20 protein-coding genes and 1 other RNA gene are annotated in these 15,837 nt (G+C 57.3%); 8 read left to right on the forward strand and 13 right to left on the reverse strand.

Annotated features, from left to right (window positions below):
* From VGC62_RS06500 to VGC62_RS06525, 6 genes are all read right to left on the reverse strand, one after another.
* A partial coding sequence (locus VGC62_RS06500; RefSeq protein WP_331186263.1) for a hypothetical protein occupies nucleotides 1–103 on the reverse strand: 103 nt, incomplete at its 3' end.
* A gap of 81 nt (nucleotides 104–184) precedes the next feature.
* Nucleotides 185–1,186, reverse strand: coding sequence for an extracellular solute-binding protein (locus VGC62_RS06505; RefSeq protein ID WP_331186246.1), 1,002 nt, complete (start codon nucleotides 1,184–1,186; stop codon nucleotides 185–187).
* Between the two features lie 220 nt (nucleotides 1,187–1,406).
* Nucleotides 1,407–2,627 (reverse strand): 2-octaprenyl-3-methyl-6-methoxy-1,4-benzoquinol hydroxylase, encoded by a 1,221-nt coding sequence (locus VGC62_RS06510; protein WP_331186247.1) that lies wholly within the window; start codon nucleotides 2,625–2,627, stop codon nucleotides 1,407–1,409.
* 40 nt (nucleotides 2,628–2,667) lie between these two features.
* Nucleotides 2,668–3,855: a 2-octaprenyl-6-methoxyphenyl hydroxylase gene (gene ubiH, locus VGC62_RS06515; protein WP_331186248.1), complete on the reverse strand. Its 1,188-nt coding sequence runs from the start codon at nucleotides 3,853–3,855 to the stop codon at nucleotides 2,668–2,670.
* Nucleotides 3,852–5,186, reverse strand: a complete 1,335-nt coding sequence (gene pepP, locus VGC62_RS06520) for a Xaa-Pro aminopeptidase (protein WP_331186249.1) — start codon at nucleotides 5,184–5,186, stop codon at nucleotides 3,852–3,854. Before pepP ends, ubiH begins: the two co-directional genes overlap by 4 nt.
* Before the next feature lie 82 nt (nucleotides 5,187–5,268).
* Nucleotides 5,269–5,823, reverse strand: coding sequence for a YecA family protein (locus tag VGC62_RS06525; RefSeq protein WP_331186250.1), 555 nt, complete (start codon nucleotides 5,821–5,823; stop codon nucleotides 5,269–5,271).
* 162 nt (nucleotides 5,824–5,985) lie between these two features.
* Between VGC62_RS06525 and VGC62_RS06530 the strand changes: the two genes are divergently transcribed.
* The 4 genes from VGC62_RS06530 to VGC62_RS06545 all read left to right on the forward strand — a co-directional run bounded on the left by VGC62_RS06530 (nucleotide 5,986) and on the right by VGC62_RS06545 (nucleotide 7,467).
* Nucleotides 5,986–6,195 (forward strand): TIGR02449 family protein, encoded by a 210-nt coding sequence (locus VGC62_RS06530; RefSeq protein WP_331186251.1) that lies wholly within the window; start codon nucleotides 5,986–5,988, stop codon nucleotides 6,193–6,195.
* Complete coding sequence (locus VGC62_RS06535; RefSeq protein WP_331186252.1) at nucleotides 6,192–6,509, forward strand: cell division protein ZapA; 318 nt, start codon at nucleotides 6,192–6,194, stop codon at nucleotides 6,507–6,509. Before VGC62_RS06530 ends, VGC62_RS06535 begins: the two co-directional genes overlap by 4 nt.
* 31 nt (nucleotides 6,510–6,540) lie before the next feature.
* Nucleotides 6,541–6,719, forward strand: a non-coding RNA gene (ssrS, locus tag VGC62_RS06540) — 6S RNA.
* Between the two features lie 136 nt (nucleotides 6,720–6,855).
* Complete coding sequence (locus VGC62_RS06545) at nucleotides 6,856–7,467, forward strand: 5-formyltetrahydrofolate cyclo-ligase (RefSeq protein ID WP_331186264.1); 612 nt, start codon at nucleotides 6,856–6,858, stop codon at nucleotides 7,465–7,467.
* Between the two features lie 83 nt (nucleotides 7,468–7,550).
* On the opposite strand, the gene VGC62_RS06550 is transcribed toward VGC62_RS06545, so the two are convergent.
* Entirely contained in the window at nucleotides 7,551–7,703 is a 153-nt protein-coding gene (locus tag VGC62_RS06550; RefSeq protein WP_331186253.1) for a hypothetical protein, read from the reverse strand.
* A 191-nt stretch (nucleotides 7,704–7,894) separates the two neighbouring features.
* Between VGC62_RS06550 and VGC62_RS06555 the strand changes: the two genes are divergently transcribed.
* Nucleotides 7,895–8,344 (forward strand): EVE domain-containing protein, encoded by a 450-nt coding sequence (locus VGC62_RS06555; protein ID WP_331186254.1) that lies wholly within the window; start codon nucleotides 7,895–7,897, stop codon nucleotides 8,342–8,344.
* A gap of 53 nt (nucleotides 8,345–8,397) precedes the next feature.
* Here the strand turns inward: VGC62_RS06555 and VGC62_RS06560 are convergent, their stop codons facing one another.
* A complete protein-coding gene (locus tag VGC62_RS06560) occupies nucleotides 8,398–8,808 on the reverse strand; it encodes a flagellar basal body-associated protein FliL (RefSeq protein WP_331186255.1) in 411 nt (136 codons plus the stop codon).
* A 134-nt stretch (nucleotides 8,809–8,942) separates the two neighbouring features.
* Between VGC62_RS06560 and VGC62_RS06565 the strand changes: the two genes are divergently transcribed.
* Nucleotides 8,943–9,920: an NADPH:quinone oxidoreductase family protein gene (locus tag VGC62_RS06565; protein ID WP_331186256.1), complete on the forward strand. Its 978-nt coding sequence runs from the start codon at nucleotides 8,943–8,945 to the stop codon at nucleotides 9,918–9,920.
* Between the two features lie 41 nt (nucleotides 9,921–9,961).
* The gene (locus tag VGC62_RS27625) at nucleotides 9,962–10,099 is read left to right on the forward strand and encodes an S-type pyocin domain-containing protein (RefSeq protein WP_414705756.1); all 138 of its coding nucleotides are present in this window, start codon (nucleotides 9,962–9,964) and stop codon (nucleotides 10,097–10,099) included.
* Here the strand turns inward: VGC62_RS27625 and VGC62_RS06570 are convergent.
* Together VGC62_RS06570 and VGC62_RS06575 are read right to left on the reverse strand one after the other, a co-directional pair.
* A complete protein-coding gene (locus tag VGC62_RS06570; protein WP_331186257.1) occupies nucleotides 10,080–10,412 on the reverse strand; it encodes an energy transducer TonB in 333 nt (110 codons plus the stop codon). The two genes, VGC62_RS27625 and VGC62_RS06570, sit on opposite strands and share 20 nt — an antisense overlap.
* Before the next feature lie 73 nt (nucleotides 10,413–10,485).
* A complete protein-coding gene (locus VGC62_RS06575) occupies nucleotides 10,486–11,130 on the reverse strand; it encodes an energy transducer TonB (protein ID WP_331186258.1) in 645 nt (214 codons plus the stop codon).
* Between the two features lie 266 nt (nucleotides 11,131–11,396).
* On the opposite strand from VGC62_RS06575, the gene glpT reads away from it, so the two are divergent.
* The gene (gene glpT, locus VGC62_RS06580; RefSeq protein ID WP_331186259.1) at nucleotides 11,397–12,746 is read left to right on the forward strand and encodes a glycerol-3-phosphate transporter; all 1,350 of its coding nucleotides are present in this window, start codon (nucleotides 11,397–11,399) and stop codon (nucleotides 12,744–12,746) included.
* Nucleotides 12,747–12,880: 134 nt separating this feature from the next.
* Here glpT and VGC62_RS06585 read toward each other — a convergent pair whose 3' ends face one another.
* The 3 genes from VGC62_RS06585 to VGC62_RS06595 all read right to left on the reverse strand — a co-directional run.
* Nucleotides 12,881–13,555, reverse strand: a complete 675-nt coding sequence (locus tag VGC62_RS06585) for a gamma-glutamylcyclotransferase (protein ID WP_331186260.1) — start codon at nucleotides 13,553–13,555, stop codon at nucleotides 12,881–12,883.
* A gap of 180 nt (nucleotides 13,556–13,735) precedes the next feature.
* Nucleotides 13,736–14,704 (reverse strand): CDP-6-deoxy-delta-3,4-glucoseen reductase, encoded by a 969-nt coding sequence (locus VGC62_RS06590; RefSeq protein WP_331186261.1) that lies wholly within the window; start codon nucleotides 14,702–14,704, stop codon nucleotides 13,736–13,738.
* Nucleotides 14,704–15,837 (reverse strand): UbiD family decarboxylase (locus VGC62_RS06595; RefSeq protein WP_331186262.1); only part of this gene is annotated, 1,134 nt, incomplete at its 5' end. The genes VGC62_RS06595 and VGC62_RS06590, both read right to left, overlap by 1 nt.

Below are 15,837 nucleotides of genomic sequence, written 5' to 3' on the forward strand. Positions count from 1 at the left end.
CGATGGTTTGCCAGGAAAACAGCAAGACGCTAAGGGGCAACAGCACCAACGCGGCGATGGTGAAAACCAGTGGGTACCAGCGGCGCTGGGCGGGATGGGCCAAGGCGTAAGACTCGTAAGACAAACGGTGAACCCATGTAGGCGCGGGACAAGCCACGCGCCTACAAGGGGGTATGCAATGCTTTTAGTTCCAACCCACCCGATCCATCATGCGGATCGCCTCTGCCTGACGTTTGCCGGCGACTTCAACTGGGATGGTGTCAGCCTTGAATTGACCCCAGCTTGCGACCTCCTCGGAAGGCGCGACTTTTGGGTTGGCCGGGAACTCCTGGTTGGTTCCAGAGAAGATCTTTTGTGCGTCCGGGCCGGTCATCCATTCCACCAGGGCTTTGGCCGCGTCAGGATGCGGCGCGTACTTGGTCAGACCAATACCGGACAGGTTCACATGAACGCCACGGTCCGACTGATTCGGCCAGAACAGGCGCACAGCAAGATTCGGATTTTGTTTGTGCAGACGCCCAAAGTAGTAAGTGTTGACGATGCCGACGTCGCACTGCCCGGCATTGATCGCTTCCAGCACCGCGATGTCATCGGAGAAAACGTCGGTGGACAGGTTGTTGACCCAGCCCTTGAGAATTTTTTCGGACGCTTCGGCGCCGTGGGTCTCGATCAGCGTGGCGGTCAGCGACTGGTTGTAGACCTTCTTCGCCGTACGCAGGCACAAACGCCCTTCCCACTGCTTGTCCGCCAGTGCTTCATAAGTTGTCAGCTCGACGGGTTTGACCCGATCGGTCGAGTAAGCGATGGTCCGCGCACGCAGGCTCAAACCAGTCCAACTGTGACTGGATGAGCGATATTGCGGGGGGATGTTTTGGTCGATGACGGGCGAAGTAAAGGGCTGGAGGATGCCCATTTGCTCGGCCTGCCACAGATTGCCTGCGTCGACGGTCAGCAGCAGGTCGGCGGTTGCGTTCTCACCTTCGGCCTTGATGCGCTGCATCAGCGGCGCTTCCTTGTCGGTGATGAATTTGACCTTCACACCGGTCTTGGCGGTGTAGGCATCGAAAACCGGCTTGATCAGCTCATCGATACGTGACGAATAGACCACCACTTCGTCAGCCGCTTGGGCAGTGCTGGCGAGCACGGTCAGTGTCAGGGCAGCCAGGAAACGCTTGCTCGCCTGCATGGTGAGGTCTCGTAATTGCGAATTGAGGCGAAATGGTAGTGAATCACATTTGGCATCTCAACCGATGTCCTGACGGAGGAGTTACGAGATGTTGCTGAAAGGAAATATTTTGCTGAATGCGTACCGCTGTAGCAGCCAACTTGTTGGCGAAGCGGCTGGTGCGTTTTGCCAGAACCGACGTCTCGCGAACAAGTTCGCTCCTACAGAATCGAGGGTTGCCCTACAACTGGGCCAATTTTGGTAAATCCCCGGTCAGCCCCATTGCCTGGCGCACAAACAGCGCCTTGGCTTGCGATGACTGATCAACCAGCTTCAATCCCGTGTTACGCAGCCAGCGCAACGGCAGCGGATCGGCTTGGAACAACCGTTCAAACCCTTCCATCGCGGCCATCAGAGCCAGGTTGTGAGGCATGCGACGACGTTCGTAACGGCTCAATACGCGCTCATCTGCCAATCGCTCACCACGTTCGACGGCGTGGTGCAGGACTTCAGCCAGCACCGCCGCATCCAGAAACCCAAGATTGACACCCTGCCCCGCCAACGGGTGGATGGTGTGGGCCGCATCGCCAATCAATGCCAAGCCTTCAGCCACATAACGTTTGGCATGCCGCTGACGCAGCGGCACACACAATCGCGGATCGGCAGCCATCACTTGACCAAGACGCCCTTCAAAGGCTTGTTCCAGCTCACGACAAAACAGCTCGTCTTCCAACGCCATCAAGCGCTCAGACTCAGTCGGCGTGACCGACCAGACAATGGAACACCAATGCTCGCCCTCACGCTCCAGCGGCAGGAAGGCCAATGGGCCGTCGTCGGTGAAACGCTGCCAAGCAGTCTTTCTGTGGGAATGAGCCGTACGCACGCTGGTCACGATGGCGTGGTGCATGTAATCCCATTCGCGGGTTTCAGTGCCGGTCAAACGCCGGACCGCCGAGTTGGCTCCGTCTGCCGCAATCACGAGAGGTGAACGCAATGTACGACCATCTGCAAGAGTCAGCAGCCAATCATCGCCGGATCGCCGCATCTGCTCAAGTCGCGCGTTGGCCAGCAATCCGATGTCGCAGTCGTGTAGCCGTTCTATCAGCGCATCCTGAATCACCCGATTCTCGACAATGTGCCCAAGCACTTGGGCATGCACGCTAGCGGCTGAAAAGTGGACCTGCCCAGTGCCGCTGCCATCCCACACGTGCATATCGCCGTAAGGGCTGGCACGCCGGGAAACAATGCCGCCCCAGACATTCAAGCGCTGCAATATCCGCTGACTCGCGGCTGACAACGCACTGACTCGCGGCTCGAACGTTGCGCTCGCGTCAAAAGGCTTGACGCTCAGCGGGCTGCCATCCACCAGCAGAATATCCAAACCACTGTTCTGCAACGCCAGCGCAAGCGCGCTACCGACCATTCCAGCCCCGACAATCAGCAGATCTGCGCGCGTTTGCATGCTTTAAATCGTTCTCGCTTGTGGCCAAGGCCACGGAAAATTAGACATCGGCCCGCGTGCCCAGCCCCATCGCCTGGCGGGCGAACCAGCGCTTGGCGGAGGGCAGTAGATCAAGCCCGAGTAAACCGATATTACGCCCGGCGCTGATCAGCGGTTGATCATTGCCAAACAGACGCGTGACCTGATCGGAGAAGCCCACGGTGAGCATCTGATCCAATCGCTGCCGCTGCGCATAGATCTGCAGCGTCGCCAGTTCGCCCGGCGTGTTGTCACTCGCCAGCAATGCTTCAGCCAGTGACGCGGCATCGCGCAAAGACAGATTGAAGCCCTGCCCGGCAATCGGGTGCAGGCTGTGCGCTGCATTACCCAGCACCACCAGATGCGAACGCACCTGTTCTTGTGCCTCAATCAGGTTCAGCGGGTAAACATGACGCACACCGACCTGCTTCAAGGCGCCCAAGCGATAACCAAAGACGTCCTGCAGTTCAGCCAGAAAGCTGCGATCGTCCAGTTCAAGCAAACGCTGGGTGTCATCGCCGTTTCGCGTCCAGACCAACGCGCAGCGGTTTTCCGGAAGCGGCAGCAACGCCATCGGCCCTTGCTCGGTAAACCGCTCGAAGGCTTGCCCGCAATGGGCCTCGCCTGGCGTGATATTGGCAATCAGTGCGGTCTGATCGTACGGCCGCATGCGCACGCTGATACCCAGCTGCTCACGCAGGTTTGAGCGACCACCATCAGCGAGCACGGCCAGATCACAATCAAGCTGAGTCTCGTCGTTCAATGTCAGTCGATAACCGTCTGGCAGCGCCTGCATTTGCTTCACTTCGCCAGGCACGCGCCAGCTGACAACCTCTTTATCCAGCCCTTGCCACAGGCATTGCCCGAGCCAGGCGTTTTCCACGACGTAACCCAAGGCGGGCACACCTTCCTGCATTGCCGACAAGCTCGCCGCACCGAAGCGGCCTTTGTCCGACACCTGAATTTGCAGGATGGGTTCGGCGCGACGGCTGATCTGCTGCCAGAGACCAAGGCGTTCGTAGATTTGTCGGGCACCGAAAGACAGCGCAGAAGAGCGCGCATCGTAGCTGGGTTGATAGCCATTGCCAGGCGCGAACGGCTCGATCATCACGATCTTCCAGCCACGCGCCTTGGCCCCGGCCTGCAACGCAAGCGCCAGGCTGGCACCCACCAATCCCCCACCGACAATCGCAAGATTAAAGCGGCTCATGCGGCTTGGGGACGCGCAGCGGCCATCAGGGCCTCGATCTCAGCGACCGATTTGGGCACGCCGTTGGTGAGGATTTCACAACCTTTTTTGGTCACCACGACATCATCCTCGATTCGTACGCCAATACCGCGCCATTTCTTCGCGACATTTTTATTGTCCGGCGAGATGTAGATACCCGGCTCCACAGTCAATGTCATGCCAACTTCCAGCACGCGCCATTCGCCGCCGACCCGGTAATCACCTACATCATGCACATCCATGCCCAGCCAATGCCCGGCGCGGTGCATGTAAAAGGCTTTGTACGCTTCACTGGTAATCAGCTCATCGACATCGCCCTGCAGCAAGCCCAGCTCGACCAACCCATGGGTGATCACCCGGACTGTCGCTTCGTGCGCCTGATTCCAATGTTTGCCAGGGCCAATGGCCTCGAATGCTGTTTCCTGCGACTTGAGCACCAACTCGTAGATGGCTTTCTGTTCGGTAGAGAATTTGCCGCTGACCGGAAAAGTCCGCGTGATGTCGCTGGCGTAGCAGTCGATTTCACAACCGGCATCAATCAGCACCAGATCACCCTCCCGGAGTAGCGCATCGTTTTCCTGATAATGCAGGATGCAGGCGTTACGACCGGCCGCGACGATAGACCCGTAGGCGGGCATTTTCGCCCCGCCCTTGCGGAACTCGTAATCAAGCTCCGCTTCCAGACTGAACTCGTACAGCCCGGCACGACTGGCCTGCATTGCCCGAACGTGAGCACGGGCGGAAATTTCCGCAGCGCAACGCATGACTTTTATTTCCGCTGCCGATTTATACAGGCGCATGTCGTGCAGCAGATGATCCAGCGCAACGAACTCGTTGGGTGGCTGCGCGCCAAGGTGCGCCTTGGAACGGATGACGTTGATCCAGTCCATCACGTGCCGATCGAATTCGGGGTTGCTGCCCATCGACGAATACACCCGGTCGCGGCCTTCGATCAGGCCGGGCAGGATGTCGTCGATGTCGGTGATAGGGAAAGCATCGTCCGCGCCAAAATCACTAATCGCACCGTCTTGCCCCGCACGAAGGCCATCCCATAGCTCGCGCTCGGGGTTACGCTCGCGGCAGAACAGCACGTACTCGCCGTACTCACGACCGGGTATCAGCACGATCACGGCCTCCGGCTCGGGGAAGCCACTCAGGTACTGAAAGTTGCTGTCCTGGCGGTACACATGCTCGACATCCCGATTGCGAATCGCGACCGCGGCCGCCGGCAGAATGGCGATGCTGTTGGGCTCCATCTGCGCCATCAAGGCTTTGCGGCGACGGGCATATTCAGCTTTCGGGATGTGGATCATGGGTAAGAGCGGTTCCTTTTTGTGAGCACTTCACGTCTTGTCGCAGACAAGCGACAAAGCGTGAATAGGCGACGATGAGCAGTCAATGCAGGGAAGGTTTTGCTTCGGGCGTGGCTTTCTTGTTGAACTCGGTGAACAACAACAGCGGCGCAACGCGCAGGTATTCCATGACTTCCATGTAATCGCTTTCGCCGTCTTCGGACTCTTCCAGAGCGTCCTGGACCTGAGCAATAGCGGCCAGGTCCTGCAGCACTTCGCTGGCTTCCGGGCTCAGCGAGTTGTTGCCACCGGCCAGACCGAAACCAGCGAGAAAACCCTGGCACCACTGGCCCAGCGCAGCCGCGCGCTCAGGCAGCGGCTCGTCGTCACTGGGCAACAACAGCACGACAGTCATGTCGTCGCTGGTCAATTCGCCTTTGACCATCTCTTGCAGGCCGATCAGAGCCTGACGGACATTATCTTCGGGCTCCTTTTCCAGCAGCATGGAAGCATCGGCAAACCAGCCTTCGGCTTCAAAGCCTGCACCAGCGCAACTACGCCCCAGCAAAAGGCCATGCAGCTCGGCAGGAGACACAGGATGACCATTGCCGTTGAGCAAGGTCGCGAACGCGTTATACGGGGAATTCTGTTTGGGCATGGGCAACTAGGCGCCAAGCGGCGCAATGTCTAGAATGAAGGCCTTGTATCCTAGCACCGGCAGACATGACCAAGCTATCGGGGTGCGTGTCGCCAACCAGAGTCGAGGCGAGCTAACACCCCGCTCCTGCGCCGCTCATCTGAAAGTATTCAGTGGAAAACAATGGAAGACACCGACCTGCAAGCGCTGATGGCTCGACTGGAGTTATTGATCAATCGTGTCGAGCAACTAAAAAGCCAGAATGGACTCTTATTAGCTCAGGAAAAATCCTGGCGCGAGGAACGCGCTCACCTCATTGAAAAGAACGAAATCGCCCGGCAAAAGGTCGAGTCAATGATTTCGCGCCTCAAGGCCCTGGAGCAAGACACATGAGCAATGGCAACAGCATCACCGTGCAAATCCTCGACAAGGAATATTCAATCATTTGTCCCCAGGAAGAACGCACCAATCTGGTCAGCGCGGCGCGTTATCTGGATGGCAAGATGCGCGAAATCCGCAGCAGCGGCAAAGTCATCGGTGCCGACCGTATCGCCGTGATGGCCGCCTTGAACATCACCCACGATCTGCTGCACAAACAGGACGTCCCGCCATTGCAGACCAGCGGTTCCACGCGAGAGCAGGTCAGGGATCTGCTGGAGCGCGTGGACCTGGCCCTTGCCACGGATCCGGAAAAACCACAAGGCTGATACTTGCCAGCTGTTTGGGTATACTGGCGACCGCTCCCTGGAGTGCTTGCCAGTCGGTCATGTCCCTGAGCCGATACGCACAACCATGGGGGTTGCATGTTGGGGTTGGTGTGCATGTCCGCTCGTCGGAAAGCCTTAAAACCTCCTGCAATCTCCACCTTGAACTTTCGGGTTCAAGGGCTAAACCGACAGCGGTTCGTCGGGGAGTCTTCAAATATGCACCCATGGCCAGACGCCTCGTCTGGCGGTGGGGTCGTGAACCTGGCGTATCTTCGCGATCAGCGCTTCAAACCTTACGCGTTCAAACCACGGACTGGCCTGTATGACCTCTTCCGGCGCTGCTTCGCTGACTGATACCGCCTCTCTTTCTCGCCCTCAATTGCGGCGCCTGCTGCGCAAGGCTCGTCGTTCGCTGTCGCGTGCAGAGCAGCGTGAGGCCGCCCGCGGCTTGTATCGTCAGCTCGCGCAGCATCCTTTGTTTCGCCGTGCCAGACACATCTCTCTGTACCTTCCCATGGACGGCGAAATCGACCCGCGCCTTCTGTTGCGCGAGGCCCAGCGGCGCGGTAAAGCGACTTACCTGCCAGTGCTGAGCGCGTGGCCAAGTACCAAAATGGTGTTCCAGCGTATACGCCCCGGCCAGAAGTTGCGCCCCAATCGTTTTCGTATCCCTGAGCCGCACATCAACCCAAAACAGCAGCGCAAGATCTGGGCGCTGGATCTGATTCTCATGCCGCTGGTGGGTTTCGATGACGAAGGCGGACGCCTTGGGATGGGAGGCGGATTTTACGACCGCAGCCTGGCGTACCAAGCGCGCAGAAAAGCCTGGCAAAAGCCTGTGCTGCTGGGCATGGCGCATGAATGTCAGAAGGTTAAAAGACTGGCGCAGGCCAGTTGGGATGTACCGCTGCAAGGGACGGTGTCAGATAAGCATTGGTATTTGGCAGAGACGGTGTAACCACGCACCATTGAGCGTCGACGAATGACGCACTGCAATCACAGCCAAGCGCTCACTTATAAATAAAAACGGCGAGGCAACAATCAGTGGCGAGGCGCTTGTTTAGTCTGCTGCTGGGTAACTTCAACGGGGGCATCCGGCTTGGCAGCCCACAAACTCTGCGCATAACTGGTTGTCACAATGCCCAAGCCGAACAAAATAACCAATATCCACAATAAATCTGGCTTGCGTTGCATTGACTGCCCCCCTTTGGCGAATCAAGACCTGACGTTCACCGCTTTTTTATAGGCTGAGTAACGGTGTACCGCTTAAAATCCGCGCATTCTGCGACAACATGAACGCACACGCAAATGCTGGCGCCAACCGACTGTCGTTTTGTCACAAAAGCGTAGGACAACCTGCCAATTTTTCTTCAGGAGCAAAAAAAATGGCCTATTGGTTGATGAAATCCGAGCCCGACGAGCTGTCCATCATCACCCTACAACAGCTTGGCGAAGCGCGATGGGACGGCGTTCGCAATTATCAGGCTCGCAACTTCCTGCGGGCGATGGCTGTCGGCGACCTCTTCTTCTTTTACCACTCCAGTTGCCCAGAGCCCGGCATCGCAGGCATCGGCAAAATCATCGAAGCCGCTTATCCCGACCCTACCGCCCTCGATAAAAAGAGCCACTACTTCGATCTCAAAGCCAGCAAAGAGAAAAACCCGTGGAGCGCAGTCACCATCGCCTTCGTCGAGGCCCTCCCCACAGTGCTGAGCCTGAGCTATCTCAAACAGCAAGCCGCACTGGAACAATTGCCGCTGGTACACAAAGGCAGCCGACTGTCCGTCATGCCAGTGACCGAAGAACAGTGGGCGGCGGTGTTGGCGCTGAAATAGCGCATCACCTTTAGGATCTCGCCCGCGTCTATACACCGATCAATGTGACTGCATCACTGCGCAATAAAGTTGTTGAACAGCAAATCTTCCACCACCGGCTTGCCAGTCTCATCGTTCATCACTTGCTGGACCTGCTTCAACGCTTCCTGGCGCAACTTCTCTTTGGCGTCGACGTTACTCATGCTGTCCACTGTTTGCTGGGTGAACAGCGCCACCAGTTGGTTACGAATGAGTGGCTCGTTGGCTTTCACCACCTTCTGCGATTCGGCACCTGTCACACGCAGTGCAACGTCAGCTTTATAGACGTGCAGCTTCGGACCACCGTCCAGTGCGTAATTGCCCACAAACGGCGGCGTCAGCGCCACATAGGCGACTTTGTTCAGGTCTTCTTCCTTGCCGCCTTCTTCAGCAAGCGCCAACACCGGCACAGACAAGGCCAACAACATCAGGGTCCACGCTTTCACAGTCCACTCCTCAATTCACTTTGCGCCACAGCTTACATCAGCTTATGCACGCCTATCAGGCCCGGCCATGCTCATTGACCACGCACCCCCTCTGCCTACACTTATCGGCCATCACTCGAAAAGGAATAGCCCCGATGAAAGCCGTGCTGTGCAAAGCCTTCGGTCCCACCGAAAACCTGGTGCTGGAAGACATCGCGAGCCCAATCGCGAAGAAGAATGAAATCCTGCTGGACGTGCATGCCGCCGGGGTCAACTTCCCGGACACGCTGATCATCGAGGGCAAATACCAATTCAAACCACCCTTCCCGTTTTCACCAGGCGGCGAAGCGGCTGGCGTGGTTTCGGTCGTGGGCGAAAAAATCACCCACCTAAAAGTAGGTGACCGCGTCATGGCCCTCACCGGCTGGGGCAGCTTTGCCGAACAAGTCGCTGTCCCGGCCTACAATGTCTTACCGATCCCCGAAGGCATGGACTTCACCACCGCCGCCGCGTTCAGCATGACCTACGGCACCTCGATGCACGCCTTGAAGCAACGCGCCAACCTGCAACCAGGCGAAACGTTACTGGTTTTGGGTGCGTCCGGCGGGGTGGGCCTGGCTGCCGTTGAAATCGGCAAAGCCATGGGCGCCCGCGTCATCGCCGCCGCCAGTAGCGCTGAAAAACTCGAAATCGCCAAACAGGCCGGCGCGGATGTACTCATCAACTACACCGAAACCAACCTCAAGGACGAACTCAAACGCATCACCGACGGCAACGGCGTCGACGTCATCTATGACCCCGTGGGCGGCGACCTCTTCGACCTCGCTGTGCGCTCCGTTGCCTGGAACGGCCGATTGCTCGTCGTCGGGTTCGCCAGCGGACGCATTCCCGAGCTGCCGGTAAACCTCGCGCTGCTTAAAGGCGCCTCCGTTATCGGCGTGTTCTGGGGCTCCTTCGCCCAGCGACAACCCCAAGACAATGCAGCGAACTTCGGACAGTTGTTCAAATGGTTTGCCGAGGGGAAGTTGAAGCCGCTGGTATCGAAGGTTTATTCGTTGGGTAAGGCGGGTGAGGCGATTGATGTATTGAGGACGAGGAAGGCTGTTGGGAAGTTAGTCATTAGGGCGCGGTAGTTGTACGTCAAATACAAGCCCGTCAACGTGACGGGGACCCGGTGGCGGATCGTTATGAATTCGTCCTCGAGGGCGATACGGCACCCACTTTTACATGGAGGCCTGCTGTCACACCGGATAGCAGCTCCACGTCCTCACCTGCCCAAGCACCTGTGCTACCTAGTGACTCCCGCCGTTGAAGTAGAGCTCAACATTGGCCGTAACCACCACAGGCTGCCCCGCACTAGCCTCCCAAGGCTTAAAGCGCCAGCGTGACGCAGCATAAATCGCTGAATTAGCAAACTCGCGGTGGTTACTTTCGAGAGCGACTATGTCAGTCACCGAGCCATCGTTATGCACATTGAACTCAAGCCTGACTTTCCCTGATACTCCGGATTTGAGGAGTGCAAGTGGATACTTCGGTCTGAGCTTGCTCTGGTACTCAAGGTTAACTTCATCTGCCTGAACCAGCCCGCAGAGCGAAAGCACCAATACGGCCAGTATGCTTTTCATCAACACTCTATTCACCCTGCCTGATCATAAACATTTTCAGCGCCTAAAATCGCCTCTCCGAAGGGAACGCCCATCACAACCCCACCAACACATCCCGAATCTCTCTTGGCAGGTAATAGGCATAAGGATGATCAGGATTGCGGCGGCATTTCCTGACCAATCGTGGAATCGCCTTCTCCAGTTGAGCGATCAATGCTTCACGCTCGCTTTGATCGGACACGCGTAACTGCACGTAACTTCCTGCCAGAAAGTCATGGGTGTACCAAAATACATCGACATTCTTCAGCGGCTCGTCCGCAAAATTGAGCAGGCTGGTTTTGACTTCGTAGTTGAGATAGGCGCAGAGGGTGTTGCGCAGGCCGACGGTTATCTCGCGAGAGAAGGGTTCTATGCCGCGCGCGCCGAAGAGGATGGGGACAGTGACCTCGATTTTGGACGGCTGCCCATGAGAGGCGTCCCATGGTTTGAAGCGCCACTGGACAACTACACGCTGGGTCGCCTCAGTGAGTTGCGGGTGACTGCTTTCGATAATTTTTGTCGCTTGAATACCGCCATGTGCGGCGACGGTCAGGTTGACGCGAACCTTGCCGGTGTAGCGGGTGTCGATCAGCTGTTTGGGGTATTCGGGTTTGGGAGTGAATACCGGAATCAACAACACATCAGCAGCAAGCGCTTTAAATGAACACAGCAAAAACACACTAAACGCGCAAAACCTCATCCTTGACCTCTCCATCCGGCGCACATCGAATTATGGGCCGCGATGGTATGGCGTCGCGCCAGCAGGAATAAGGTCATCGATTCCTATTCGTATGTAGGACGCGTCCCAAACATTTAACGCACCGCTATACATTCACATCATGTTCACATTCCAACACGATAACCCCAGCACTTGTTGGAGGTTATCCAATGAGAAACCTTCCTATATTCCATAACGAAAATGTAATATTCGCATTCGCAAAAAAAATATAAAAATTGGAGATCATGATGTTTGCCTTTTTCCGCCCTGCCGCACACCAGGCGCCCTTGCCTGAAGATCGCGTTGACAGTACTTACCGAAGGCTGCACTGGCAAATTTTCGCCGGTATCTTTTTCGGTTATGCCGGCTATTACTTGTTGCGCAAAAACTTTTCCCTGGCGATGCCCTATTTGATTGATGAAGGCTATACACGCGGGCAGTTGGGCGTGGCCATCTCGGCGATTGCGATTGCCTACGGGCTGTCGAAGTTTTTGATGGGCATTGTGTCGGATCGCTCCAACCCTCGTTATTTCCTGCCATTCGGGCTGTTGGTTTCAGCGGCGGTGATGTTCGTGTTCGGGTTTTCGTCGTGGGCGACGTCCAGCGTGACGATCATGTTCATTCTGCTGTTTATCAACGGCTGGGCTCAGGGCATGGGTTGGCCACCAAGCGGACGAACGATGGTGCATTGGTGGTCGCAGAAAGAGCGCGGTGGCGTGGTGTCGGTGTGGAACGTGGCACATAACGTTGGCGGTGGCCTGATCGGGCCGCTGTTTTTGCTTGGGCTGGGTTGGACCAATGACTGGCACGCGGCGTTTTATGTGCCTGCGGCTGTTGCTTTGCTGGTTGCCGTATTTGCCTTCGTGTCCATGCGTGACACGCCGCAATCGGTGGGCCTGCCGCCAATTGAGGAATATAAGAACGACTACCCGCAAGGCTACGACGCAACCCACGAGGAAGAATTCAGTGCCAAGGAAATCTTCGTCAAATACGTGTTGCGCAACAAAATGCTCTGGTACATCGCGTTGGCCAACGTGTTCGTTTACTTGCTGCGTTATGGCGTGCTCGATTGGGCGCCGACCTACTTGAAAGAAGCCAAGCACTTCACTGTGGATACAACGTCGTGGGCGTACTTTTTTTATGAGTGGGCGGGGATTCCGGGCACGCTGCTGTGCGGCTGGATGTCGGACAAGATCTTCCGTGGCAATCGCGGCCTGACAGGGATGGTGTTCATGTTCCTGGTGACCATTGCGACACTGGTCTACTGGCTCAATCCGCCGGGCAACCCGACGGTCGACATGATTGCGCTGGTGTCCATCGGCTTTCTCATCTACGGCCCGGTGATGCTGATTGGCTTGCAGGCGCTTGAGCTGGCACCGAAGAAAGCGGCGGGTACGGCGGCGGGCTTCACGGGTTTGTTCGGTTATCTGGGCGGTTCGGTCGCGGCCAGTGCGCTGATGGGTTACACCGTGGACCACTTCGGTTGGGATGGCGGTTTTGTTTTGCTCATCATCGCCTGCGTGCTGTCGATGGTCTTCCTGGCGCCGACGTTGTGGCATAAGCGAGTAGCGAGCACCTGTCGTGAGGTGATTGCTTAACCTCATATCGGGGACAGATTGATTTACGGTGAAACGTTGTAAATAAATCAGTCCCCTTAAATCGAGTCCCCTTAAATCCGTTATTTACGGTCAATCGCGGGCAGGTGCGCTACGACAATGAAAGCCTGCGTAACTTACACCACCTCCGTCACCGCACCACACCGCTTCAATCTTGCCTCCAGATTCAAATCCGGCATGGCGTGAGTGCGCAGTGCGTTGATGGTCTGTTCGACGTAGTCGCGGGTGGTGCCGTAACGGCCGCTGGCACTGGCTAACACCTGGGTCAGCACGCTGTCGGGCAGGTTACCGGCGTAGCTGGGTAAATGCCGCTCAAGAACGAAACCCAAGGCCTGGACTTTGCGGCCATCTTCGAGGCGACAGTTGAGCCAGTGCGGGCGGTACGAAGGAACAGGCATTTCGCGCTGCCACAGCGCGAGCAAAGACTCTTCGATATTTTCTTCAGGCAGGCGGTAGGCGAAGCCGCTGCAGGAGCCGCCGCGATCAAGCCCAAACACAAGCCCGGGCTGCTCTGGCGTGCCGCGATGTTCGTGGGACCACAGGTATAAACCCCTGTGATAGCCATGAACGCGACCACGCTGACGCTCAATCGCGGAGCATTCCGGTCGCCAGATCAGCGAGCCATAAGCGAACAACCATACCGGGCCACCATGATGGCGAGTCATGGTCGCGTGCATTGATGCTATTAGTTGTTCGCGGGTCAGTTTCGGGCCCAGATCTATGACGGGCGGATAAGCGAGCCCGAGACCATCATGGACTGCCGCCACCAAGCTATTGATTTGATTCCCCATCTGTTCCCCCTGACAGAAATACTGTCAGTCGCTGCGGCCCTGTGTCGCATGGGCCGCATCAGGCTACTGCCACCGGGGAGCACCCCGGCGATGCAAAAAGCTTAACGGTAATCGGTCACCGAGAAGACGAATACCTTTGAAGATGCAATTTGTAATCCATTGACCACGCCGACAGTCGGTTCAACCACGCGGCGCATAAGCAAACACATCCGCGCGCATCTGATGCGCATCCATACCCGCCTCGACCAATGCATCGAGAGTCGCATAAATCATCGCTGGCGATCCACTGCCATAGACATGAATGGGCTTGAGATCGCGAATGTCCTCACAGACCGCTTGGTGCAGCATCCCACAGCGTCCTTCCCAACCGCAAAGATCGCTGACGACTTTATGCAGGTGCAGGTTGGGCAGCCTCTTCCACTCATCCCAGTGTTTGATTTCATAGAAGTCTTCGGGACGACGCACGCCCCAATACAGATGGACGGGGTGCGAAAAACCCCTGGCCCGACAATGCTCGATCAAGCTGTGCATCTGCGCCATGCCTGTTCCGGCGGCGATCAACACCAACGGCCCATCAGGCAGTTCGGCCAGATGCGTATCGCCAAACGGCAGCTCGATATGGGCTATGCCGTCACGTTGCAGTTGAGCGAGCAGATTCTGTGCGCTGCTTTCGCGCGCCAGTACGTGTATTTCCAGATCGCGCCCTGCTTCAGGGGCCGACGCCATGGAGAAGGCGGATTTTTCGCCATCGTCGCGATTGATCATCAAATACTGACCAGCGTGATAACGCGGCGGCTTGCCAGCCGGCGCACGGAGCGTCACGCGCCAGACATCACCCCCGACCTCGGCGCATTCGACGACCTGGCAGGCAAGCTTGCGCACTGGCAGTTCGCCCGGTGCCAACACGCCATCCCACATCACCACGCAATCTGCCACCGGCACTGCAAGGCAGGCATAGATTTCGCCGTGGTCATGCACGGTACCGTCCTGGGTGACGCGGCCCTCAACCAGCAACGCCGAACAGACATGACAATTTCCGTTACGACAGCTGTTCGGGCACTCATAGCCCAGACGCTGAGCCGCCTCGAGGATTCGCTCACCGGGCAACATCTCAAGTACGGCACCCGATGGCTGCAAGGTTACGCGCATCAATCTATTCCCAACTGATTCCAGATATCGTTGACCCGGCGAGTGACGGCATCATCCTTGACGATGGCGCGTCCCCACTCACGTGTGGTTTCGCCCGGCCATTTATGCGTGGCATCCAGTCCCATTTTCGAGCCCAGCCCGGACACCGGCGACGCGAAGTCGAGGTAGTCGATGGGTGTGTTGTCGATTATCACCGTGTCGCGCTTGGGGTCCATGCGCGTGGTGATCGCCCACACCACATCGTTCCAGTCGCGAGCATTGATATCGTCGTCGGTGACGATAACGAACTTGGTGTACATGAACTGTCGCAGAAACGACCACACGCCCAACATGACGCGCTTGGCGTGGCCCGGATACTGCTTTTTCATGGTCACAATCGCCATGCGGTACGAGCATCCTTCAGGCGGCAGATAGAAATCGGTGATTTCCGGGAACTGCTTTTGGAGGATGGGCACGAACACTTCGTTCAACGCCACGCCAAGAATCGCTGGCTCATCAGGCGGACGGCCCGTGTAGGTGCTGTGGTAAATCGGTTTGATGCGATGAGTGATGCGCTCGACGGTGAACACCGGGAAGCTGTCGACCTCGTTGTAATAACCGGTATGGTCGCCATAAGGGCCTTCGTCGGCCATTTCACCCGGATGAATCACGCCCTCCAGGACGATTTCAGCGCTGGCCGGGACTTGCAGGTCATTGCCACGGCACTTGATCAGTTCGGTGCGATTGCCCCGTAGCAGACCCGCAAAGGCGTATTCGGACAGGCTGTCCGGAACGGGCGTCACCGCACCGAGAATGGTTGCCGGGTCCGCACCGAGCGCCACCGACACCGGGAAAGGTTTGCCGGGATGCTTATCGCACCACTCCTTGAAATCCAGCGCACCGCCACGATGGCTGAGCCAGCGCATGATGACTTTGTTGCGGCCAACCACCTGCTGGCGATAGATGCCCAAGTTCTGACGTTCTTTGTTCGGGCCGCGCGTTACCGTCAGGCCCCAGGTAATCAACGGACCGACGTCGCCTGGCCAGCATGTCTGCACGGGCAGCATACCGAGGTCGACGTCATCGCCTTCGATGACGATTTCCTGACAAGGTGCGTCCTTGACCACTTTCGGGGCCATGGCGATGACTTTTCG

Source organism: Pseudomonas sp., assembly GCF_036404235.1.
In the GTDB taxonomy this organism is placed as follows: Bacteria; Pseudomonadota; Gammaproteobacteria; order Pseudomonadales; family Pseudomonadaceae; genus Aquipseudomonas.